The organism is Enterobacter quasihormaechei, from assembly GCF_004331385.1.
Taxonomy (GTDB): Bacteria; Pseudomonadota; Gammaproteobacteria; order Enterobacterales; family Enterobacteriaceae; genus Enterobacter; species Enterobacter quasihormaechei.
Window position 1 is genome coordinate 113,505 of record NZ_SJON01000003.1, and the last position, 21,909, is coordinate 135,413.

The 21,909-nt window shown below is 57.5% G+C and carries 21 protein-coding genes; 10 read left to right on the plus strand and 11 right to left on the minus strand.

Annotation, left to right across the window (positions count from 1 at the left end; translation table 11 throughout):
• Positions 1–92: 92 nt before the first annotated feature.
• Positions 93–794, plus strand: a complete 702-nt coding sequence (locus E0L16_RS05650; RefSeq protein ID WP_211482948.1) for a DnaA inactivator Hda — start codon at positions 93–95, stop codon at positions 792–794.
• Between the two features lie 83 nt (positions 795–877).
• Here the strand turns inward: E0L16_RS05650 and E0L16_RS05655 are convergent, their stop codons facing one another.
• Genes E0L16_RS05655 through celB form a run of 3 tightly spaced genes read right to left on the minus strand, consistent with a single transcriptional unit; the run spans position 878 to position 4,575 of the window.
• Positions 878–2,296: a leucyl aminopeptidase family protein gene (locus tag E0L16_RS05655; protein ID WP_131636592.1), complete on the minus strand. Its 1,419-nt coding sequence runs from the start codon at positions 2,294–2,296 to the stop codon at positions 878–880.
• A complete protein-coding gene (locus E0L16_RS05660; RefSeq protein WP_131636495.1) occupies positions 2,296–3,252 on the minus strand; it encodes a glycosylasparaginase in 957 nt (318 codons plus the stop codon). Before E0L16_RS05660 ends, E0L16_RS05655 begins: the two co-directional genes overlap by 1 nt.
• A gap of 3 nt (positions 3,253–3,255) precedes the next feature.
• Positions 3,256–4,575, minus strand: a complete 1,320-nt coding sequence (gene celB / locus E0L16_RS05665; RefSeq protein ID WP_131636496.1) for a PTS cellobiose transporter subunit IIC — start codon at positions 4,573–4,575, stop codon at positions 3,256–3,258.
• Between the two features lie 147 nt (positions 4,576–4,722).
• Here celB and E0L16_RS05670 point away from each other — a divergent pair, with 147 nt between their 5' ends.
• Positions 4,723–5,547, plus strand: coding sequence for a helix-turn-helix domain-containing protein (locus E0L16_RS05670; protein ID WP_131636497.1), 825 nt, complete (start codon positions 4,723–4,725; stop codon positions 5,545–5,547).
• Here E0L16_RS05670 and arsC read toward each other — a convergent pair.
• Positions 5,544–5,900, minus strand: coding sequence for an arsenate reductase (glutaredoxin) (gene arsC / locus E0L16_RS05675; protein ID WP_131636498.1), 357 nt, complete (start codon positions 5,898–5,900; stop codon positions 5,544–5,546). The genes E0L16_RS05670 and arsC overlap by 4 nt on opposite strands.
• Positions 5,901–5,913: 13 nt before the next feature.
• Positions 5,914–7,377, minus strand: a complete 1,464-nt coding sequence (gene bepA, locus E0L16_RS05680; protein ID WP_131636499.1) for a beta-barrel assembly-enhancing protease — start codon at positions 7,375–7,377, stop codon at positions 5,914–5,916.
• A 220-nt stretch (positions 7,378–7,597) separates the two neighbouring features.
• Here bepA and E0L16_RS05685 point away from each other — a divergent pair, with 220 nt between their 5' ends.
• On the plus strand, positions 7,598–8,662 hold the full coding sequence (locus E0L16_RS05685) for an AI-2E family transporter (protein ID WP_063868052.1): 1,065 nt from the start codon (positions 7,598–7,600) through the stop codon (positions 8,660–8,662).
• Between the two features lie 82 nt (positions 8,663–8,744).
• On the opposite strand, the gene bcp is transcribed toward E0L16_RS05685, so the two are convergent.
• Both bcp and E0L16_RS05695 read right to left on the minus strand, forming a co-directional pair.
• Entirely contained in the window at positions 8,745–9,215 is a 471-nt protein-coding gene (bcp, locus tag E0L16_RS05690; protein ID WP_045141746.1) for a thioredoxin-dependent thiol peroxidase, read from the minus strand.
• Positions 9,215–9,784 (minus strand): glycine cleavage system transcriptional repressor, encoded by a 570-nt coding sequence (locus E0L16_RS05695; RefSeq protein WP_000213743.1) that lies wholly within the window; start codon positions 9,782–9,784, stop codon positions 9,215–9,217. The genes bcp and E0L16_RS05695 overlap by 1 nt, the downstream gene beginning before the upstream one ends.
• 145 nt (positions 9,785–9,929) lie before the next feature.
• Here E0L16_RS05695 and dapA point away from each other — a divergent pair, with 145 nt between their 5' ends.
• The 6 genes from dapA to ypfH all read left to right on the plus strand — a co-directional run bounded on the left by dapA (position 9,930) and on the right by ypfH (position 16,387).
• Positions 9,930–10,808: a 4-hydroxy-tetrahydrodipicolinate synthase gene (gene dapA, locus E0L16_RS05700; RefSeq protein ID WP_063450481.1), complete on the plus strand. Its 879-nt coding sequence runs from the start codon at positions 9,930–9,932 to the stop codon at positions 10,806–10,808.
• A gap of 16 nt (positions 10,809–10,824) precedes the next feature.
• The gene (gene bamC / locus E0L16_RS05705; RefSeq protein ID WP_063868060.1) at positions 10,825–11,859 is read left to right on the plus strand and encodes an outer membrane protein assembly factor BamC; all 1,035 of its coding nucleotides are present in this window, start codon (positions 10,825–10,827) and stop codon (positions 11,857–11,859) included.
• 109 nt (positions 11,860–11,968) lie between these two features.
• Positions 11,969–12,682, plus strand: coding sequence for a phosphoribosylaminoimidazolesuccinocarboxamide synthase (gene purC / locus E0L16_RS05710; RefSeq protein ID WP_001171626.1), 714 nt, complete (start codon positions 11,969–11,971; stop codon positions 12,680–12,682).
• Between the two features lie 120 nt (positions 12,683–12,802).
• On the plus strand, positions 12,803–13,672 hold the full coding sequence (gene ypfJ / locus E0L16_RS05715) for a KPN_02809 family neutral zinc metallopeptidase (RefSeq protein ID WP_063450479.1): 870 nt from the start codon (positions 12,803–12,805) through the stop codon (positions 13,670–13,672).
• Positions 13,672–15,618: a tRNA(Met) cytidine acetyltransferase TmcA gene (locus E0L16_RS05720; RefSeq protein ID WP_131636500.1), complete on the plus strand. Its 1,947-nt coding sequence runs from the start codon at positions 13,672–13,674 to the stop codon at positions 15,616–15,618. Before ypfJ ends, E0L16_RS05720 begins: the two co-directional genes overlap by 1 nt.
• A gap of 73 nt (positions 15,619–15,691) precedes the next feature.
• Positions 15,692–16,387 (plus strand): esterase, encoded by a 696-nt coding sequence (gene ypfH, locus E0L16_RS05725; RefSeq protein WP_131636501.1) that lies wholly within the window; start codon positions 15,692–15,694, stop codon positions 16,385–16,387.
• Between the two features lie 64 nt (positions 16,388–16,451).
• On the opposite strand, the gene E0L16_RS05730 is transcribed toward ypfH, so the two are convergent.
• From E0L16_RS05730 to E0L16_RS05740, 3 genes are read right to left on the minus strand one after another with little or no spacing between them, the layout of a single operon-like run.
• A complete protein-coding gene (locus E0L16_RS05730) occupies positions 16,452–16,649 on the minus strand; it encodes a YpfN family protein (RefSeq protein WP_000383991.1) in 198 nt (65 codons plus the stop codon).
• A gap of 24 nt (positions 16,650–16,673) precedes the next feature.
• Positions 16,674–17,801, minus strand: a complete 1,128-nt coding sequence (gene dapE / locus E0L16_RS05735; protein ID WP_131636502.1) for a succinyl-diaminopimelate desuccinylase — start codon at positions 17,799–17,801, stop codon at positions 16,674–16,676.
• A 3-nt stretch (positions 17,802–17,804) separates the two neighbouring features.
• Positions 17,805–18,161: an ArsC family reductase gene (locus tag E0L16_RS05740; protein ID WP_131636503.1), complete on the minus strand. Its 357-nt coding sequence runs from the start codon at positions 18,159–18,161 to the stop codon at positions 17,805–17,807.
• Between the two features lie 387 nt (positions 18,162–18,548).
• Here E0L16_RS05740 and ypfM point away from each other — a divergent pair, with 387 nt between their 5' ends.
• On the plus strand, positions 18,549–18,608 hold the full coding sequence (ypfM, locus tag E0L16_RS05745) for a protein YpfM (RefSeq protein ID WP_102751470.1): 60 nt from the start codon (positions 18,549–18,551) through the stop codon (positions 18,606–18,608).
• A 108-nt stretch (positions 18,609–18,716) separates the two neighbouring features.
• Here the strand turns inward: ypfM and acrD are convergent, their stop codons facing one another.
• A complete protein-coding gene (acrD, locus tag E0L16_RS05750; protein WP_063868071.1) occupies positions 18,717–21,830 on the minus strand; it encodes a multidrug efflux RND transporter permease AcrD in 3,114 nt (1,037 codons plus the stop codon).
• Between the last annotated feature and the right edge of the window lie 79 nt (positions 21,831–21,909).

Below are 21,909 nucleotides of genomic sequence, written 5' to 3' on the forward strand. Positions count from 1 at the left end.
CCTGCCGGGCGACGGATCGCCCGGTTCTCTCCTTGCAGGTTCCGTGTTAAACTCCATTCCGATTTTATGTAAGATCTCTGGTTGAGGTATTTCTGAACGGACCGGCACAGCTCTCTCTGCCACTTTATCTCCCTGACGATGAAACTTTCGCGAGTTTCTGGCCGGGTGATAACCCCTCTTTACTGGCTGCACTGCAAAATGTGCTGCGCCAGGAACACAGCGGATACATCTATATCTGGTCACGCGAAGGCGCGGGGCGCAGCCACCTGCTGCATGCGGCCTGTGCCGAGCTTTCGGCGCGCGGCGATGCGGTCGGCTACGTGCCGCTGGATAAACGTACCTGGTTTGTGCCTGAAGTGCTTGAGGGCATGGAACATCTTTCCCTGGTCTGCATCGATAATATTGAATGCGTGGCAGGGGACGAGCCGTGGGAAATGGCAATCTTTAACCTCTATAACCGCATTCTGGAGTCGGGCAAAACCCGGCTGCTGATCACCGGCGATCGTCCACCGCGTCAGCTCAATCTTGGGCTGCCGGATCTGGCGTCTCGTCTGGACTGGGGGCAAATCTACAAGCTGCAACCGCTGTCGGATGAAGACAAACTCCAGGCGCTTCAGCTGCGGGCAAGACTGCGCGGCTTCGAACTGCCGGAAGACGTGGGCCGTTTCCTGCTGAAGCGGCTGGATCGCGAGATGCGTACGCTCTTTGATACGCTCGATCAGCTCGATCGCGCGTCCATTACCGCCCAGCGCAAGCTGACCATTCCGTTTGTGAAAGATATTCTTAAGCTGTAGTTATGCCCGGTGGCGGCGACGCCTTACCGGGCCTACGAAAACCGCTCTCCTTGTAGGCCGGGTAAGGCGCAGCCGTCACCCGGCTAAAGATCCCCCACCAGGTGCTCCACCAGCAGTGGAATCGGCCTTCCCGACGCCACGCTCCTGCCGTTCTCCCGCCATAGCGCCGTTCCGCTGATATCCAGATGCGCCCACGGGATCGTCGGTGGGCAGAAGTGGTGCAGCAGCCACGCCGCCGAGGCGCTGATCGCCACATTGTTGGTCGGCGTGTTGCACAGATCGGCGATGGCGCTGTCGGTCTGCTTTTTCAGCCGTGCGTCCAGCGGCAGGGACCATACCTCGTCACCGCTCCGCTTACCCGCTCCCGTCAATGCTTCGCGCAGCGGTTCATCCTGCGTCATTAATCCGCTCAGCTCATACCCCAGCGCTTTCACCACCGCGCCCGTTAACGTTGCCATATCAATGATATAGCGGGCCTGCGGGTGCCGCTGGCTGGCCCAGGCGATGGCGTCTGCCAGCACCAGCCGGCCCTCGGCATCGGTATTATTAATTTCAACGGTGGTGCCGTTGCAGGCCGTTGCCACCGTGCCGGGCTGCATCGCCTCCGGGCCGATGGCGTTCTCCGCCAGCGCCAGCACGCCCATGATGCGTACGGGCAATTTCAGCTCCGCAACGGCCAGCATCAGCCCGAGCACGTTAGCCGCGCCGCACATGTCATATTTCATGGTGTACATGCCCGCGCCTTCCTTCAGCCACAGGCCGCCGGTGTCAAAGGTAATGCCTTTACCGACATAGCAGCGTACCGGGCCGTCAGAGACACCGTTATAGTGGACAGCGAGCAGACGCGGCGGGCAGGCCGCCCCTTTGCCAACCGCGTGCAGCAGCCCAAGACCCTGCTCAACAATATCCTTTTCGTTCAGCACCTCGCAGCGCAGGGCAGGGTAGGCGGCACACAGTTTTTGCGCCTCTTCGACCACAAACTGCGGCGTACAGCGGTCAGACGGGATATCCGCCAGCCGCCGCGCCGCGACCATTCCGAGGGCAATAGCCTGCTGCTGGCGGAAGATCGTCTCCAGCTTCGCCCGCTGTTCCGGCAGGCAGAGGGCGGTGATGCACGTAAGACGCACCGCGTCGTCCGTTTTCTTGAGCTTCAGATCGCTCAGCCTGTGCGCCTGGTTAAAGAGAAATCGCAGCACCTGCGCCAGCACCACCTCGTCGATATCCGTCACGTCCAGCACGATATCGGCGCTGGCGGGGGCGGCAAGCAGCGGCCGCAGGGCAGCGAGCAGCCCTTCGGTCAGGGCGTCATGCCAGAGCCCATCCGGCAGCAGGGTGATACGGGCAAACGGCGCGCAGCCAAAGCGGGTGTCCGCGATGCCGTCAGAGTCGCGCATTTCATCAACAAGCGCGCTTTCCGGTAACAGAGAACTGGCCGAGCGCGCAATCAAATGGCTGTTCGGCTTCGCGTCCGTAAGCGCGCTGATAAACTGATATGTAATCATCATGACTCCTCAATGGGCGCGCGGATCCGCGCGGCATAGGCCTGCATCCACGCCTCGTCTACCGCGTGATAATGTGTTTTCTCCCGCAGGCGCTCGGTACGAAAAACCGTGAGCGGCTGGCGGGCCGTCGCCACCACAAACGAGAAGGTTTTGATGTTGGTTGCGGCGCCAAACTCGCCTCTGTTGTTCATACACACCACGGAGAGATCGCCCGCGCGGCCAAAGCGCGACATCAGCCTGTCTTCGAGTTCAAAGACGACCGAATCCGCCGCCTGCTGCGGCGTCATGCCCTGCGCCATGCGACGAACGATTTCGTAGCTGGTGCAGCCTTTCATCAGGTCTTCACCGACGCCCGTGGCGGTGGCCGCCCCGGTTTCGCTGTCGCAGTAAAAGCCGGAGCCGATAATCGGCGAGTCCCCGAGGCGACCGCGTTTTTTCATGAACAGGCCGCTGGTGGAGGTGGCAACGCTCATTGAGCCCTGTTTATCGAGACCGATAACGCCGACGGTGTCGTGCCCATCGTAGGGGCTTAACCCCTTATCCAGCGTCTCGCGACAGCGCTTGCGGTAGTGCTGCATGGCGCGATCCGTGAGCATGGTTTTGTCGGTAAAGCCCTGGCTCAGCGCCCACTCGCGCGCGCCCTGGCCGACCAGCAGGCTGTTGTAGCGCTGACGGCTGAGCGCATGCGCCACGCGCACCGGGTTGGCGATATCCACCAGATTCCCCACCGCGCCGAACGCCAGCGTGTCGCCGTCCATATACGCCGCGTCCAGCTCCACCTCACCGTTTTCGGTCGGCAGCCCGCCGTAGCCGACGGATTTATACAGCGGGAAGTCTTCGACGGCGGCGACGGCATCAACCACCGCCGTGGCGACCGGTTTTCCCGCCGCCAGGGCAGACGCAGACTCCGTTACCCCTTCAAGCGCCATTCGCCAGGTTGCGATAATTCCCCACATGCTTTACTCCTGTTTTGCAAGGGTGGTGTCGGTTTGCGTCACCGGGGTCAGTTCCGCGGCGCGGTACTGTTTATCCACGATACGCATGAAAGGCAAGTACAGCATGGCGCCAATCAGCAGGTTGATCAGCTGCATCACGCTGCCGCTCAGGTGGCCGGTGACGATAAAACCGCTGATAACCGGCGGCAGCGTCCAGGGGATAAACACCCCGGTGGTGACGGCGACCGCGCCAACCTTCATCGCCACATACTGCACGGTGACCAGCACCAGCGGCACCAGGTTGAATGGAATAAGCATGATGGGGTTCATGATCACCGGCAGGCCAAACAGGATCGGCTCGTTGATGTTAAATACCGATGCCCCTGCGCCGAGGCGCGCCACTTCGCGCATGTTTTTACTGCGGGCGAAAATCAGCATTGCGATCACCAATGAGAGCGTGGCCCCCGCGCCGCCCATCCAGATCATGTCAAAAAACTGTTCCGTGATAATGTGCGGCGGCGTCGTCCCCGCCTGGATCGCGGCGATATTATCGGTCTGGTTCTCCATCCACAGCGGGCGAATAATGCCATTGATCATCGAACCGGAGTTAATGCCCACTGACCACAGAATGGTGATGCTGAATACCGTCATCAGCGCACCGAAATAGGAGGTGCCGTAGTGGCGCACCGGGGTAGCAACCACTTCATAAATAAACTGGTGGATGGTGCTGTAATGGGTGTTTTCGAAGATGATGCGGATGATAAGCACCAGAATCATCACCAGCAGGGCCGGGATCAGCGCCGCGAACGATTCCTGTACCGCCGGGGGCACGCCGTCCGGCATTTTGATGACCAGCTTTTTGCGCTTCAGCCAGCAGAACAGTTCCGTCCACAGCAGGGAACCGATCATCGCCACGAACAGCCCTTTGCTGCCGATCCACTCCACCGGCATCACGGTAATACCGCCGTTTTCCGCCACTTTGATAAAAGGCGTCAGGATCAGAAACGCGACCAGCGCCAGGATGCCGCAGGAGATGCGGTCCTCGCCGTAGTGTTCCGCCAGGCGGTAGGCCACCAGGAAGCTGATAAACAGCGACATGGTCGAGAACACCGCGTTGAACGGGATCTCAATGATCGCGCTCCAGCTGGCACCAAAGGCCTGAGACATAAACTGCTGATAGGCCTGGTTAGGGAAAGAGGAGATCACCAGCAGGATGGAGCCGACGATGATAAACGGCATGAATGAAACGTAGGCCCCACGAATGGCCCCAAGATGGCGCTGCTGGGCTGTTTTCGCCGCCAGCGGCATCAGTTTTGCTTCAAGAAATCCCAGAACATTGTTCATTGTGAACTCCGTACAAGATTGAGGGGTGTGGTTTATGTTATGTCTGTGGATTATCAGTGAAGCGCGGCGCGCGAAAGGTGAAATCGGTCACAAAGCATTCGCTGCTGCATAATAAATCTCATGAGATTAGTTGCGGAGAGAGACGCGATGGAAATCAAACTGCATGCCAACGCCACGACCACGCCGCGTATCCGTCGCTACCTTCAGCAGTCCGATAAAAGCGACAGAGAGCTGGCCACTGAGCTGGGGATCTCGGTCACCACCGTCAGGCGCTGGCGCAACCGCGACCAGGTATCGGATAACCACACTACGCCCAAAGTGATACACAAAGCGTTGAGACAGGAACAGGCGTCACTGATAAATGCCCTGCGGGATATCTCCGGTGCGCCGCTGGATGAGCTTCTGCTGTTGGTGAATGACGGACTCGGGATCGCCGTTTCCCGCGCGACCCTGAACCGCTACCTCAAGCCGGCTTCGGTAAAACAAAAGGGGGCATTGTTGCAGGGCAAGAAGGCGCTGAAGGCCGGCATCATGCCGCAGAAACTACTCCTGCATCATCAGCCGCTGTCGCTGCATATGGACGACGGTGGCGAGCAACATCTACTCTGGGCGCGTGAACCCGTCAGCGGCTGGTGCTACGCCCGGCTTTATGCCGGCGTTTCCCCGCAGTTGTTAACCCACTGGGCGAATGAGGTGCTGGAAGCGTGTCCGGCTGATATTCAATCTGTTGAGACTTTTGGGCTGGCGGTGACGCTGCCGGTGCACAGCGTTAGCGTGAAAGCGCATCCGCAGCAAATCCGCGCCGTACTGGTGGCGCTGCCGTTACGCGACATCATTCCACGGGTGAACAAAGAACCGATGGGAGAGCTGTTGATTCAACTGTGTGATTTTTACAACCGGGGGAAAGCGCAGAAAAAGCTGGGAGAGCGTACGCCGCAGGCGTTTCTGGAAGCGCTGCGGCGTAACGATTAGACGATTTCGAGCACGTCTTCCGGCGGACGACCGATACGCGCCTTGCCGTTCGCCACCACAATCGGACGCTCAATCAGCTTTGGATTCTCGACCATTGCCTGAATCAGCCGCTCTTCAGTGAGATGTGTATCGTTCAGATTGAGCGATTTATACAGATCTTCTTTCTGACGCATCAGCTCGCGCGCGCTGCCCATATCGAGCATCTTAAGCAGCTGACGGATCGTCTGCGCGTCCGGCGGCGTCTCCAGATACAGCACCACTTCCGGTTCGATGCCGTTAGACTTCAGCAGGCTGAGGGTGTCGCGGCTCTTGGAGCAGCGAGGGTTATGGTAAATTTTTACCGCGTCTGTCATGACTTCTCCTTTATTACATCTTCTCGTACGGCTTAAAGCGTTGTTGCAGGCCGCGCAGCTGGTCGATTCGCGCGTCGTAGCGGGCCTGTTGCAGGCTGCCGAGCTTCACCTGTGAACTGGCGCTGCTCAACAGGGAAATGGCCTGGTCGAGGCGGCCCGCCAGCGCCAGACCTTCCGCACGCGCGGCTAGCTCCTGATCGCGGTTACCCAGTTGCCCCTGCGCCTGGGCGAGCAGCTCCCAGCCGTTCTGGTCATCTTTATTGTTAAAGGTGTAGCGGTTCAGAATGGTCACCGCCTCGCCGGGCTGTCCACCCTGTAAGTAAGCGTTCGCCAGGTTAAGCTGCAATACCGGATTGTTACGAAGATCTTTCGCCCCTTTCAGGCGATTAATCGCATCGGTCGCTTTTTTCTGTCCCAGATCGATATCGGTGGCGAGGTCGAGATACCACGGGTTATTTGGGGCCGCCGCCAGAAGCGGCTGTAGCGCTTTACGCGCTTCATCGTATTTGCTGGCCTCCATAGCCTGGAGCGCCTGACCATACTGCGCCGCGTTTTTCTCGCGCACGTTGCCTTTCGCCAGCGCGTCCAGCAGATCGCTGGTGAGCTGATTACGCCCGGAGTTGTACATGCCAAGCGTTCTCACTTTTGCCATGTAGAAATCCTGCGAAGACTGCACGACCACCGGACGCATCTGGTTGGCACGGTTACGCGCATCCGAGAGGCGGCTTTCCGGCAGCGGGTGGGTCAACAGAATTTCAGGGGGACGCGACGAGTAGCGTGCCTGGTCGAGCAGTTTTTCCAGGAAACTCGGCATGGCCTGCGGGTCAAAGCCTGCACGCTGTAAAACCTGAATGCCGATGCGGTCTGCCTCTTGCTCGTTCTGCTGGGTAAAGCTGATCATCCCCTGACGCGTTCCCGCCAGCGTCCCGGTGAGGGCCGCCATCCCGGCCTGCGGGCTGGCCATCGCCAGCAGAATAGAGCCCAGCGCGCCCACCCAGGTCAGCGGGGCGTTACGCTTCTGGTCTTCCATCGCACGCGCCAGATGGCGCTGGGTAACGTGCGAAATTTCGTGCGCCATGACTGACGCCAGCTGGCTTTCGTTATCGGAATAACGGAATAACGCCGAATGCAGCACCACGTTCCCGCCAAAGAAGGCGAAGGCGTTGATTTCGTCGTTATTGATTAAGAAGAAGTGGAAGGGCGTTTTTACCGAGTCCGCGTGCGCCACCAGCCGCATCCCCAGACCGTTGATGTACTGGACCAGCAAAGGGTCGTTGATCAGCGGAGCACTGCCGCGCAGCTGGCGTACGTAATAATCCCCCATCTGCATCTCCTGCCCGATGGAGAGCGTGCTTCCTGCCGTGGTGCCCATGTCCGGCAATGAATCGGACGAGTCAGCGAAAGCGGGCAACACCTGGCCGACCGTCACGGCGGCAATCAGTGTCGCAACCAGTGTTTTTTTCAACTGCCTGAACATAACCACTGTCCTGTATATTGGATGTGCTAATTTGACCGATGAACCCGCATAACGTTCATCTCCGCTGCCCTGCGAGTGTAGCCGTGTTATGAGATGAAGAAAATCCCATTCATCAGGGTTTTGCGAAACCTGACAGTGGAACAAAAAGAAAAGTCTTTTTTGTGACAGTTAGATACAATTCACCGTCTCACTCCCGCCATTCGATTCAGGGAAGGGTTGTATGCTCGAAATGTTAATGCAGTGGTATCGGCGTCGGTTTAGCGATCCGGAAGCCATTGCTTTACTGGTTATTCTGGTTGCCGGATTCGGTATCCTGTTCTTCTTTAGCGGCCTGCTGGCTCCTCTGCTGGTGGCGATCGTGCTGGCGTATCTGCTGGAGTGGCCCACCGCGCGTCTGGAACATATCGGCTGTTCCCGCCGCTGGGCGACCAGCATCGTGCTGGTGCTGTTTGTCGGTATACTGCTGCTGATGTCCTTCGTGGTCATGCCCATCGCCTGGCAACAGGGGATATACCTGATCCGCGATATGCCCGGCATGCTGAATAAACTGTCTGATTTTGCCGCCACGCTGCCGCGCCGCTATCCCGCGCTGATGGACGCCGGGATCATCGATGCGATGGCCGAAAACATGCGCGCCCGCATCATGACCATGGGCGATTCGGTGGTGAAGTACTCGCTGGCCTCGCTGGTGGGGCTGCTGACCCTGGCCGTCTATCTGGTCCTCGTGCCGCTGATGGTGTTCTTCCTGGTCAAAGATAAAGAGCAGATGCTGAACGCGGTACGCCGCGTGCTGCCGCGCAATCGCGGCCTGGCCGGGCAGGTCTGGCAGGAGATGAACCAGCAGATCACCAACTACATTCGCGGCAAGGTGCTGGAGATGATTGTGGTGGGCGTGGCGACCTGGGTTGGCTTTGTGATCTTTGGGCTGAATTATTCGCTGCTGCTGGCGGTGCTGGTTGGATTCTCGGTCCTCATCCCGTATATCGGCGCGTTTGTGGTGACCATTCCGGTCGTCGGCGTCGCGCTGTTCCAGTTTGGTCTGGGCACGGAGTTCTGGAGCTGCTTCGCGGTATACCTGATCATTCAGGGGCTGGACGGTAACCTGCTGGTACCGGTGCTGTTCTCAGAAGCTGTTAACCTGCATCCGCTGGTGATTATTCTGTCAGTGGTGATTTTCGGCGGTCTGTGGGGGTTCTGGGGCGTGTTCTTTGCCATACCGCTGGCGACGCTGATTAAAGCCGTGGTCCACGCATGGCCGGATGTGCCGGCGGTGGAAGAGAAGTAGTTTTGCCGGGTGGCGCTGCGCTTACCCGGCCTACTTATTCTTGTAGGTCGGGTAAGGCGAAGCCGCCACCCGACACTCACTTTCAGGCACTTTCTTTCAGCCAGTTCAACACCACGTCGTGGTGGTTACTGGTTTTGAAGTCGTCAAACACGTGCTCAACTTTACCGTCAGCGCCAATCAGGAAGCTGATGCGGTGGATCCCGTCGTAGGTTTTGCCCATAAAGGACTTCTCACCCCAGACGCCAAACTGCTCGCAAACCTGGTGGTCTTCATCGGAAAGCAGCGTGAAGTTCAGCAGCTCTTTTTCCGCAAAGCGTGACAGCTTTTCTGGCTTATCGGTGCTGATGCCCAGCACTTCCACACCGACTTTCTTCAACTCATCCATGTTATCGCGTAAACCGCAGGCCTGTACGGTACAGCCCGGCGTCATGGCTTTCGGGTAGAAATAGACCAGAACACGCTGTCCCTGGAAGTCGGTCAAATTTACTTGCTCGCCGTCTTGATCCGGTAAGCTAAATTTCGGTGCGATATCACCGGCTTTCAGTGGGTTCATTACTCAACTCCATCCTGTTCGTGCTGCGAATAATCGACGACGCTTATACTGCCTTGCGCGTGTAATTCTGTACAGAGGGCTTTGAATGCTTGCTCGATATTTGACGCATCCTGCGAGGCAGGGCTGTGGGCAGTAATTTGAATAAACAGCGTCGGGATGGCGTTCTCATCACCCGGCTGCGTGCGGGAAACCAGTTCGGCAATGTTCATCTGATGGCTGTCAAACAGCGCCGTAAAACGTTCAATCAGATGAGGTGAATCAGGCACTTCAACCTGTACCCAGACCGTGGCAGGCAGAGCCGGACGCGGGCGCGCGGTGGTGCGCTTCATCACAATCAGTAAATCCAGCTCTGCGCCCTTCAGCGGCAGGGTAGATTCAATGAGGGTAATGGCATTCCATGTTCCGGAAAGCAGCATAATGAACGTGAACTCTTCACCCAGCATAGCCAGCCGGCTGTCTTCGATATTGCAGCCGCAGCTGCTCACGTGGCGAGTGATGGTATTCACGATACCCGGCCTGTCAGCACCCAGCGCAGTGATAACCAGGTAATGTTGTGATGAGGTTGTCAAACCTGTTCTTCCTTTGCGTGGTTAAGTCTTCCTAAGGAAAGCATAAAAAAAACATGCATACAACCGCCTGAGAGCCTCAGGTCGCTTGCTTTTATTACAGTTCCAAACGTAACATTGAGGCTCTTGTTCGCACAGAGGATGGCTCATGTTCACGGGAAGTATTGTCGCGCTTGTTACACCGATGGATGAAAAAGGTAATGTCTGCCGGTCAAGCATGAAGAAGCTCATTGATTACCATGTCGCCAATGGAACCTCGGCGATCGTTTCGGTAGGGACTACCGGTGAATCCGCAACGCTGAGCCACGACGAGCACGGCGACGTTGTGATGCTGACCCTTGAGCTGGCTGACGGGCGTATTCCGGTCATCGCCGGTACGGGCGCAAACGCAACGGCTGAGGCCATTAGCCTGACCCAGCGTTTTAACGACAGCGGCGTGGTTGGCTGTCTGACGGTCACGCCTTACTACAACCGTCCTACTCAGGAAGGTTTGTTCCAGCATTTCAAAGCCATCGCCGAACATACTGACTTGCCACAAATTCTGTATAATGTGCCGTCTCGTACCGGTTGCGATATGCTGCCGGAAACCGTTGGCCGTCTCTCGAAAGTAAAAAATATTATCGGGATTAAAGAGGCGACAGGGAACTTAAGCCGCGTTCATCAGATCAAAGAGCTGGTTTCAGACGACTTTATCCTGTTGAGCGGTGACGATGCGACCGCGCTGGACTTTATGCAGCTCGGAGGAAATGGCGTGATTTCCGTGACGGCGAACGTTGCGGCGCGCGATATGGCTGACATGTGCAAGCTGGCCGCAGCCGGTCACTTTGATGAAGCTCGCGTGATTAATCAGCGTCTGATGCCGTTGCACAATAAATTATTTGTCGAACCCAATCCGATCCCAGTGAAATGGGCATGTAAGGAGTTGGGGCTTGTAGCAACCGACACGCTGCGTCTGCCAATGACACCTATTACCGACCACGGTCGTGAAATTGTCGCTGGCGCGCTGAAGCATGCCGGTCTGCTGTAAAGTTTAGGGAGATTTGATGGCTTATTCAGTACAGAAGTCGCGCCTGGCGAAGGTTGCGGGTGTTTCGCTTGTTATGCTCCTCGCTGCCTGTAGTTCAGACTCGCGCTACAAGCGCCAGGTGAGCGGTGATGAATCCTATCTGGATTCGCCGCCGCTTGCTGAACTTCACGCGCCTGCCGGCATGATCCTGCCGATTCAGAACGGTGATTATAATATTCCGGTCACGAACGGTAGCGGTCTGGTGGGTAAAGCGCTTGATATTCGTCCGCCGGCTCAGCCTCTGGCGCTGGTGAGTGGCGCGCGTACTCAGTTTACCGGTGATACGGCCTCTCTGCTGGTGGAAAGCGCACGCGGCACCACGCTGTGGCCGCAGGTGGTGAGCGTAATTCAGTCGAAAAATTACACGATTGATAAACGCGACGACGCCAGTCAGACCTTAACCACCGACTGGATTGAGTGGAACCGTCTCGATGAAGATCAGCAGTATCGCGGTCGTTATCAAGTCTCCGTTAAGCCGCAGGGTTATCAGCAGGCGGTTACCGTTAAGCTGTTAAATCTTGAGCAGGCGGGCAAACCGATTGCCGATCCGGCTGCCTTGCAGCGCTACAGCACCGAAATGCTGAACGTGATTGCAGCGGGTCTGGATAAGAACGCCACCGATGCCGCTAACGCCGCGCAGAACCGTAACGGTTCAACGTTTGACGTGCAGAGCGGTGCCGATGATACCGGTCTGCCAATGCTGGTGGTGCGTGCGCCGTTTAACCAGACCTGGCAGCGTTTGCCGGCTACGCTTGAAAAAGTGGGCATGAAGGTGACCGACAGCACCCGTTCAACGGGCAGCATCACAGCGACCTATAAGCCGCTGTCCGATAGCGCTTGGCAGGAACTGGGGGCAAGCGATCCGCAGCTGCCTTCCGGTGACTACAAAATCCAGGTCGGCGACCTCGATAACCGCAGCAGCCTGCAATTTATCGATCCGAAAGGACACACGCTGACCCAGTCGCAAAACGATGCGCTGGTCGCTGCCTTCCAGGCCGCATTCAGCAAATAATAGCGAGGGCTGGATAATCCAGCCCTTTTTATTTTCGTGCTACGCAAACGTGTGCGTGGCATAATATGCCCAGTTTTGAATACAAATCATCACACCAGGAGTAATGAAGATGCAGAAGCAAGCTGAGTTGTATCGTGGCAAAGCGAAAACCGTATACAGCACGGAAAACCCGGATCTGTTGGTGCTCGAGTTCCGCAATGATACGTCAGCAGGAGACGGCGCGCGCATTGAGCAGTTCGATCGTAAAGGCATGGTGAACAATAAGTTCAACCACTTCATTATGACCAAGCTGGCCGAAGCTGGTATCCCGACTCAGATGGAAGCGTTGCTGTCCGATACGGAATGTCTGGTAAAAAAACTGGATATGGTGCCGGTAGAGTGCGTTATCCGTAACCGTGCCGCAGGCTCCCTGGTGAAGCGTCTGGGCATTGAAGAGGGTATCGAACTGAATCCACCGCTGTTCGATCTGTTCCTGAAAAACGATGCCATGCACGACCCGATGGTCAACGAATCCTACTGCGAAACCTTCGGCTGGGTAAGCAAAGAGAACCTGGCGCGCATGCAGGAACTGACCTACAAAGCCAACGACGTGCTGAAAAAGCTGTTTGATGACGCGGGCCTGATCCTGGTCGATTTCAAGCTGGAGTTCGGTCTGTACAAAGGCGAAGTGGTGCTGGGCGACGAATTCTCTCCGGACGGTAGCCGTCTGTGGGACAAAGAGACGCTGGATAAAATGGACAAAGACCGTTTCCGCCAAAGCCTGGGTGGGGTGGTCGAAGCGTACGAAGCGGTTGCTCACCGTTTAGGCGTTAAGCTCGACTAATACGCGCATTTGCCAAAGGATGTTTGCATCCTTTGGCGTCTTATCCTTGTTTACTATGGTAATCCTTTCATTAACCGCCTACGATCATAGCTATTATAAATGGAATAGTTCGAGGTGTTTATGCGCTGGCAAGGGCGTCGTGAAAGTGACAACGTAGAAGACAGACGCAGCAGTGGTGGCGGTGGTCCGTCTATGGGCGGGCCAGGTTTCCGGTTACCCAGCGGCAAGGGCGGTATTATTCTGCTGGTCGTTGTGCTGGTGGCGGGCTACTACGGCGTCGATCTGACCGGTTTAATGACCGGTGAAACCGGGCAACAGCAGCAGTATTCGCAGCGCTCCATCAGCCCGAATGAAGATGAAGCGGCGAAATTTACTTCCGTTATTCTCGCGACGACCGAAGATACCTGGGGTCAGCAGTTCGAGAAAATGGGGCGGACCTATCAGCCGCCAAAACTGGTGATGTACCGGGGCGCAACCCGCACAGGCTGCGGCACCGGACAGTCCGTGATGGGGCCGTTCTACTGCCCGGCGGACAGCACCGTCTATATCGATCTCTCCTTCTATGACGACATGAAAAGCAAGCTGGGCGCCGACGGCGATTTTGCCCAGGGCTACGTGATCGCGCACGAAGTAGGCCATCACGTGCAGAAGCTCCTCGGCATTGAGCCTAAGGTGCGTCAGATGCAGCAGAATGCGTCTCAGGCGGAGGTGAATCACCTTTCCGTGCGCATGGAGCTTCAGGCGGACTGTTTCGCTGGCGTCTGGGGACACAGTATGCAGCAGCAGGGCGTGCTGGAAACAGGCGATCTGGAAGAGGCCCTGAATGCCGCTCAGGCGATTGGAGACGATCGCTTGCAGCAGCAGAGCCAGGGGCGCGTTGTGCCGGACAGCTTTACCCACGGCACCTCCGAACAGCGCTACAGCTGGTTTAAGCGTGGCTTCGACAGCGGCAACCCGTCACAGTGTGATACCTTCGGCAAAGCAATGTGATGCTGGGGTTTGAAGCGCTGGTTAGTCAGCTTCAGCGTACCGGGCACCGCCGGCTGGTGGTGCTCAGCGGCGATGAAGCGTGGACGTTGAGCCAGGCGACTACCCTGAGCAACACGTTACCGGGAGACTGGCTGTGGCTGGAGGAGAACCCGTCTAAGTCCATCAGCGGCCTGCTGGGACGTGAATACCTGCACGCCGTTTTTGACGCGCGAGACGGGTTTGACGTCTCGGCCTTCGCCGCCCTCAGCGGGACGCTGCGCGCCGGGAGCCTTCTGGTGCTGCTGGTGCCGCCGTTCGCCGTCTGGGCCGACAGGCCCGACAGGGATTCTCTGCGCTGGAGCGACAGCGCAGAGCCGATCGCCACCCCGCATTTTGTTCACCATTTTTGCCGGACGCTTGCCGCCGATTCGGACGCTATCGTCTGGCAGCAGCACCATTCCCTGCGCCTTCCCGTTACGCCAGATATCCCCGCCTGGCAGCCCGCCAGCGGTGAACCGCAGCGCGAGCAGGCTGAGATCCTCGACGCCCTTCTGACGATGCCTGCGGGCGTGGCCGCCGTTACGGCACCGCGCGGGCGCGGAAAGTCAGCGCTAGCAGGCATGTTGCTCAACGGCATACGCGGGAATGCGGTGGTGACGGCACCGGCCAAAGGGGCGACGGACGTCATCGCGCGTTTTGCTGGCGAACATTTTCACTTTATGGCTCCGGATGCATTGCTGGCCTCCCCGTTGCAGGCCAACTGGCTGATTGTCGATGAGGCGGCCGCTGTTCCCGGGCCGCTGCTCGAGAAGCTGGTGACGCGATTTCCGCGCGTGCTATTGACCACAACGGTACAGGGCTATGAAGGAACGGGCAGGGGATTTCTGCTTAAATTCTGCGCCCGGTTCAGCGGGCTGCGGCGTTATACCTTATCAACGCCCGTTCGCTGGGCTGCCGGATGTCCGCTTGAGCGGATTGTGGCGAACGCGCTGCTGTTTGACGATGCGCTTATCGACCGCAAACCGGCAGGCGAAGTATGTTTAAGGTCGCTGGAGCCACGCGCGTGGGAGAGCGATCCGGCGCGCGTGGCAAACGTATACGAACTGCTGTGCGCCGCGCACTACCGCACCTCACCCCTCGATTTACGCCGGATGATGGACGCCCCCGGCCAGCACTTTGCCGTTGCGCACGCAGGCGCGGACATCGCGGGCGCGCTCTGGCTGGTGGAGGAGGGGGGATTATCCCCTGAACTGAGCCGCGCGGTATGGGCGGGCTTTCGTCGGCCGCGTGGAAATCTGGTGGCGCAGTCGCTGGCGGCGCACGGCGGCTCGCCCCTCGCGGCGACGCTTCAGGGCCGACGCGTCAGCCGCATTGCGGTTCATCCTCATCGCCAGCGGGAAGGCATCGGCCAGCGGCTGATCCGTAGCGCCAGTGGAGAAGATTATCTCTCGGTCAGCTTTGGCTTTACCGACGAGCTGTGGCGCTTCTGGCAGCAGTGCGGTTTTGTGCTGGTGCGAATGGGTAGCCATCGGGAGGCGAGCAGCGGGTGCTATACGGCGATGGCGCTGCTGCCGTTAAGCGAGGCGGGGCATCAGCTCTGCGAGCAGGCACATCAACGTTTATGTCGTGATATGCGCGTCCTGTCGGCCTGGAACGGCGAAAAGATCCCGGTGACGGATGCGTGGGAAGCTACCCTTAATAGTGACGACTGGCTGGAGCTGGCGGGATTTGCCTTTGCGCACCGGGCGTTTTCGACCTCGGTAGCGGCGCTGACCCGGTTGTTGTCAGCCGTGGAGATGCCGCTTCCAGCGCTGCGCGGAAAAATGGAAGGGCATACACACGACGTCGGACGGAAAGCGCTGCTGGCAAAATTACGCGAAGAAACCGCACAAGCGCTTGAAAGGCTTGATTATCCCCGCAGCCAGCAGCTGAAAGCCGACATTTTGCAATGGCAATTTTTTCAATGACTTCTTCAGTAAAGTGGCATGGTCATTACCCCGCAGAGGCGTAAAATCCTGCTTATCAATTAAGGAGATCGCCATGAAACATGACCATTTTGTTGTGCAAAGCCCGGACACACCGGCTAAACAGTTACTGCTTCTGTTTCATGGCGTGGGCGACAATGCCGTCAACATGGGACAGATAGGCAGCTGGTTTGCACCCGTTTTCCCGCAGGCGCTGATCGTCAGCATCGGTGGCGTGGAGTCGTGCGGTCCGAACGGACGGCAGTGGTTCTCCGTTGAGGGCGTGACGGAAGAAAGCCGTCAGGCGCGCGTTGATGCCGCCATGCCTGCGTTTATCGACACCGTTCGCTACTGGCAACAGCAGAGCGGCGTGGGTGCCGACGCGACGGCGCTGATTGGCTTTTCGCAGGGGTCTATCATGTCCCTTGAGAGCGTAAAAGCGCAGCCGGGGCTGGCGTCCCGCGTGATTGCCTTTAACGGCCGCTTCGCGACGCTGCCGCAAAGCGCGACGACGCAGACCACGATCCATCTGATCCACGGGGGTGAAGACCGGGTGATTGAGCTTTCGCATGCGGTTGCAGCCCTGGACGCGCTGGTGCGTGAAGGCGGGGATGTGACGCTGGATATCGTGGACGATCTGGGGCATGCCATTGACGATCGCAGCATGCAGTTTGCGCTCGATCATCTGCGCTATACCGTACCGAAGCACTACTTTGATGAAGCGCTCAGCGGCGGTAAGCCGAATGATGATGATATTGTAGAGTTTATGTGAGTTGCTCCTCACCCCCAGCCTCTCTCCCCTTTGGGGAGAGGGTCAGGGTGAGGGGTGTGCACAATTATTTCTTCTGGTCCTTCTTCGGCCAGTCGTCTTCATCGTCCCACTTGTCGTTAAAATCACGATGTGGCGGAAGATCCGGCTTGTTGGCAAGGAACTTTTTATGGTCAACGCGCTTGAGATCTTTGATCACGTTAAGCAGCACGCCTACCAGAAACACCAACACCAGGATCCACCAGTACTTTGAAAGCCAGTCCATTCGCTAATCCTCTGTAAGCACCCGTCAGGCGACGAGCTGCTCCATAATACGTTGATACATGCGGGCCAGCAGTTGTAAATCCGCTGCGTTCACACACTCGTTGATTTTGTGAATCGTCGCGTTAACCGGGCCCAGTTCGACAACCTGTGCACCCATGCGGGCGATAAAGCGTCCGTCAGACGTGCCGCCCGTTGTCAGCAGCTGTGGCTTAATCTCATTATAGTGCGCAATGGCGTTCACCACCGCATCCACCAGTTTACCGCGCTGCGTCAGGAACGGCTGCCCGGAAAGCCACCAGTCAATGGTATAGCGCAGCTGATATTTCTCCAGCAGCGCAACCACGCGTGCTTTGATCGTTTCGTCGGTCAGCTCGGTGCTGAAGCGGAAGTTAAACTGGACGAAGAGATCGCCGGGAATGACGTTGTTGCTGCCGGTGCCGGCCTTGATGTTGGCAATCTGCATGCTGGTTGGCGGGAAGAATTCGTTACCTTTGTCCCACTCAATGCCCACCAGCTCGTTCAGCATCGGCGCTGCACGGTGTACCGGGTTATCCGCCAGGTGAGGATAGGCAACGTGGCCCTGCACGCCATGTAGGGTCAAATTACAGGTCAGGGAGCCACGGCGGCCATTTTTCACTACGTCGCCCACCACTTCGGTGCTGGACGGTTCGCCCACCAGGCAGTAGTCCAGGCGTTCGTTGCGCGCCGTCAGCGCCTCAACGACCTTCACGGTGCCGTTGTGGGCGCTGGCTTCTTCATCAGAGGTGATGAGAAACGCAAGACGGTTTTTATGATTTGGATGCTGGGCAACGAAGCGCTCTGCCGCCACGACCATCGCGGCCAGGGAACCTTTCATGTCCGCCGCGCCGCGTCCAAACAGCATACCGTCGCGGATGGTCGGCTCAAAAGGCGGGTTGATCCAGCGGTCTGCGTCACCCGCAGGAACCACGTCGGTATGTCCGGCAAACGCCAGCGTCTCCCCCTGACCGCGCCAGGCCCAGAAGTTCTGCGTATCGCCAAAATCCATGGGTTCCACGGTAAAACCGATGGCACGCAGGCGCTCAATCATTAGTGCCTGACAACCTGCGTCGTCCGGGCTAAGGGAAGGACGGCGAATAAGCTGCTGAGTCAGCTCAATGACCGGGCATGACATAGACTACACCTCAACGAAAAAATCTGAATAAAGGGTTTCACTGAAACCCAGCAGCATAGGCCGACCTGGCTTGCAGAGCAATGGGCGTTTGATGATTGCCGGCATTTCAAGCATCAGTTTGGCGGCACTGTCGGCGTCGTCGATCGTGGCCCGGAGAGATTCATCCAGCTTACGCCAGGTGGTCCCGCGGGTATTCAGCAGCGCTTCCCAGCCCAGCTCGTTGATGGCGGAATGGAGAAACGCCGGGTCAAGCCCGTCGGCACGGTAATCGTGGAAGCGATAGTCAATGCTGTGGGCTTCCAGCCAGCGGCGGGCTTTTTTGATCGTGTCGCAATTCTTAATGCCGTACATCACAACCATGGTGAATCCTTTTGTTCTTTTGTGGATTAAATGTTCAATATTTTCGAAGATATATCCTTAAGTGGAATATACCACATTCGGAATTTTTCGTGATTTACAATTCTCCATAATTCAACGAACAGCTGTAAGCTGAATAGTCTTTCATCTTTTAAGCATAGTTGTCCATCCTGTTTAAATAACCAATAAACTCAGAGGGAAATTTAAAATGCTGTCATTTTTCTGACTATTTCAAAATATTGCTGTAGGTCACATAAAATTTATCCGGCAACGCTCATAGTGATCTTAAACCCACCCACATAGCGGGGCGCAATCACAGCAATCGGATAAAGTGGCTTCACAATGATGATACGTTTTCGTAGAATGCGCATAATAATAAGAGAGGTTGTTATGATTGAACGTGAAATGGGGAACTGGAAAGACTTTATCGAAGGCATGCTTCGTAAATAAATTCCGGTCAGAATTGCAAGAGCACTTAATTAACTAAAATAACCATAGTGTGAAAACATCACACAATAAAAAGGCGGCCGATAAAGCCGCCTTTTTTATTTCAACGGGTTATTCCGGCTTATCCTTCAGCGGGAAACGGCGGCGTACCAGCACGAAGAACAGCGGGACGAAATAGATCGCCAGAATCGTCGCGGAAATCATTCCACCCATGACGCCCGTTCCCACCGCGTGCTGGCTGCTGGAGCCGGCGCCGGAGCTGGTGGCCATCGGCAGGACGCCGAACACAAACGCCAGAGACGTCATCAGGATCGGGCGCAGGCGCTGACGGCAGGCATGCAGCGTGGCGGCCATCAGCTCGTGGCCTTTGGCATTCATCTCGTTGGCAAATTCAACGATCAGAATGGCGTTTTTCGCCGACAATCCGATAACGGTGAGGAGCCCGACCTGGAAATAGACATCGTTTTCCAGGCCGCGCATCCAGGTGGCCAGCAGCGCGCCGATAACCCCGAGCGGCACCACCAGCATCACCGAGAACGGCACTGACCAGCTCTCATACAGCGCCGCCAGGCAGAGGAAAACTACCAGCAGCGAAAGGGCATAGAGGGCAGGCGCCTGCGCACCGGAAAGCCGTTCCTGGTAGGACATCGCCGTCCACTCCAGGCCAAAACCGGTCGGCAATTGCTGAACCAGCTTTTCCATAATGTCCATTGCAGTACCGGTACTGACGCCCGGCGCGGCTTCCCCGACAATCTCCAGCGCCGAATAGCCGTTATAGCGCTCCAGACGCGGCGATCCGGTCTCCCAGCGGGACGTTGCGAACGCCGAGAACGGCACCATACCGCCGGTGTTATTGCGCACATACCAGCGGTTAATATCGTCCGGCAGCATGCGGTATTTGGCGGCGGACTGAACGTAGACCTTCTTCACGCGGCCACGATCCATAAAGTCATTTACGTAGCTTGAGCCCCATGCCGTTTGCAGGGTGTCGTTAATGTCGTCGATGGAAACGCCCAGCGCCTGCGCTTTACGCTGGTCAATATCCACCTGGAGCTGAGGGCTGTCATCCAGACCGTTATGGCGAACGCGCGTAAGCTGTGGATCGTTCCCGGCCAGCTCCAGCAGTTTATCGCGAGCCGCCATTAACGCGTCGTGCCCGGCTCCCGCGTGGTCCTGAAGCTCCATATCAAACCCGGCTGAACTGCCCAGACCGCTGATGGCGGGCGGGCTGCTGGCGAAAACGCGCGCTTCCTTGATTTTGTTGAACGCTTTGGTGGCGCGCTCAATGATGGCAAAAGAGGAGCCGGTTTCGCTGTCGCGCTGATCCCAGTCTTTCAGGCGCACAAACATGCGCGCCACGTTTTGCCCGTTACCGCCAGGGCCAGAGCCGACGGTAGAGAAAACGGAGACCACGTTATCTTTTTCCTGGGTATGGAAGTAGTTCTCAACCTTTTCCACCACCTTCAGGGTTTGCTGTTGGGTCGAGCCGCTCGGTAACTGCACGGAGGTGATAAACATGCCGCGATCTTCCAGCGGCAGGAAGGAGGTGGGCAGCCGCAGGAATAAGAAGACCATGCCGCCAAGCAGCAGGACATACACCACCATCCAGCGCATGCTGCGGTGCAGCACCTTGCCCACGCCCGCTTCATAGCGCGCCGCATTACGGTTGAACATGCGGTTAAACCAGCCGAAAAAGCCTTTTTGACCGTGATGCTCACCCTTGTGCAGCGGCTTGAGCAGCGTCGCGCAAAGGGCAGGGGTGAGGATCATCGCCACCAGTACCGAGAGCACCATCGCGGAGACGATGGTGATCGAGAACTGGCGATAAATCGCGCCCGTGGTGCCGCCAAAAAAAGCCATCGGGATAAATACCGCCGACAGCACCATGGCGATACCGACCAGCGCGCCCTGAATTTGCCCCATTGACTTGCGCGTGGCCTCGCGGGGCGAAAGCCCTTCCTCGCTCATAATGCGCTCGACGTTTTCCACCACCACGATGGCATCATCCACCAGCAGGCCGATGGCCAGCACCATGGCGAACATGGTCAGGGTGTTGATGCTGTAGCCAAAGGCATACAGCACCGCAAAGGTTCCCAGCAGCACCACCGGCACCGCAATAGTGGGGATCAGCGTGGCGCGGAAGTTTTGCAGGAACAGGTACATTACGAGGAACACCAGCGCGATGGCTTCGAGGAGGGTTTTCACCACGTCTTCGATAGAGGCCTTAACGAACGAGGTGGTTTCGTAGGCGACTTTATACTCCAGGCCGTGCGGGAAATAGTGCGACAGCTCGTCCAGACGATCTAATACCAGCTGCGCGGTCGCCATTTCGTTGGCACCGGAGGCCAGCTTCACCCCTAATCCGGACGCGGCATTGCCGTTAAAGCGGCTCAGGTAATCATATTTTTCCGCCCCCATTTCCACGGTGGCGACATCCCCCAGACGCACTTCCGACCCGTCCTGATTCACGCGCAGCGTGATATTGCGGAACTGTTCGGGCGTCTGGAGCAGCGACTGGGAGTTGATGGTGGCGTTAAGCGCCTGGTTATCCACGGAGGGCGTACCGCCCAGCTGCCCCACGGCAATCTGTGCGTTCTGCGATTCGATAGCGTCGGTGACATCCTTGGCGGTCATCTGCACGCTGTTCAGCTTGTTGGGATCCAGCCAGATGCGCATGGAATACTGCGAGCCGTAGGCGTCGATATCGCCCACGCCGTTGATGCGGCTGAGCGGATCCTGGATATTACTGGCGACGTAGTCCGCGATGTCCTGTTTATCCATCGAGCCGTCGGTTGAGACGAACGCGATGGTCAAAATATTGGTGTCACCGGTTTTACGCACGGTAACGCCCTGGTTCTGCACCGCCTGAGGCAGTTTGCGCAGGGCGGATTGCAGCTGGTTTTGCACCTGCTGTACCGCTTCATCGGGATCCGTGCCCGCCGTAAAGCTCAGGGTGACCGTCGCCTGGCCCGTGGCGCTGCTTTGCGAGGACATGTACATCAGGTTATCGAGACCCGTCATGTTCTGCTCGATAACCTGCGTGACGGTATTTTCCAGCGTCTGCGCCGAGGCGCCAGGGTAGTTCGCCGTGATACGCACGTTGGGGGGCGCGAGGTCGGGGTATTGCTCAACGGGAAGTGACGTAATCGCCAGGACACCCGTCAGACACAACAGGATTGCAAGCACCCAGGCAAAAATGGGGCGATCGATGAAAAAATTCGCCATGAAAAAGTGACCTCGTTATGCAGCACGTCATTATTGTATATTGCCCGCAACACTGTAGCGGGAAGGCGCAGGCCAAACG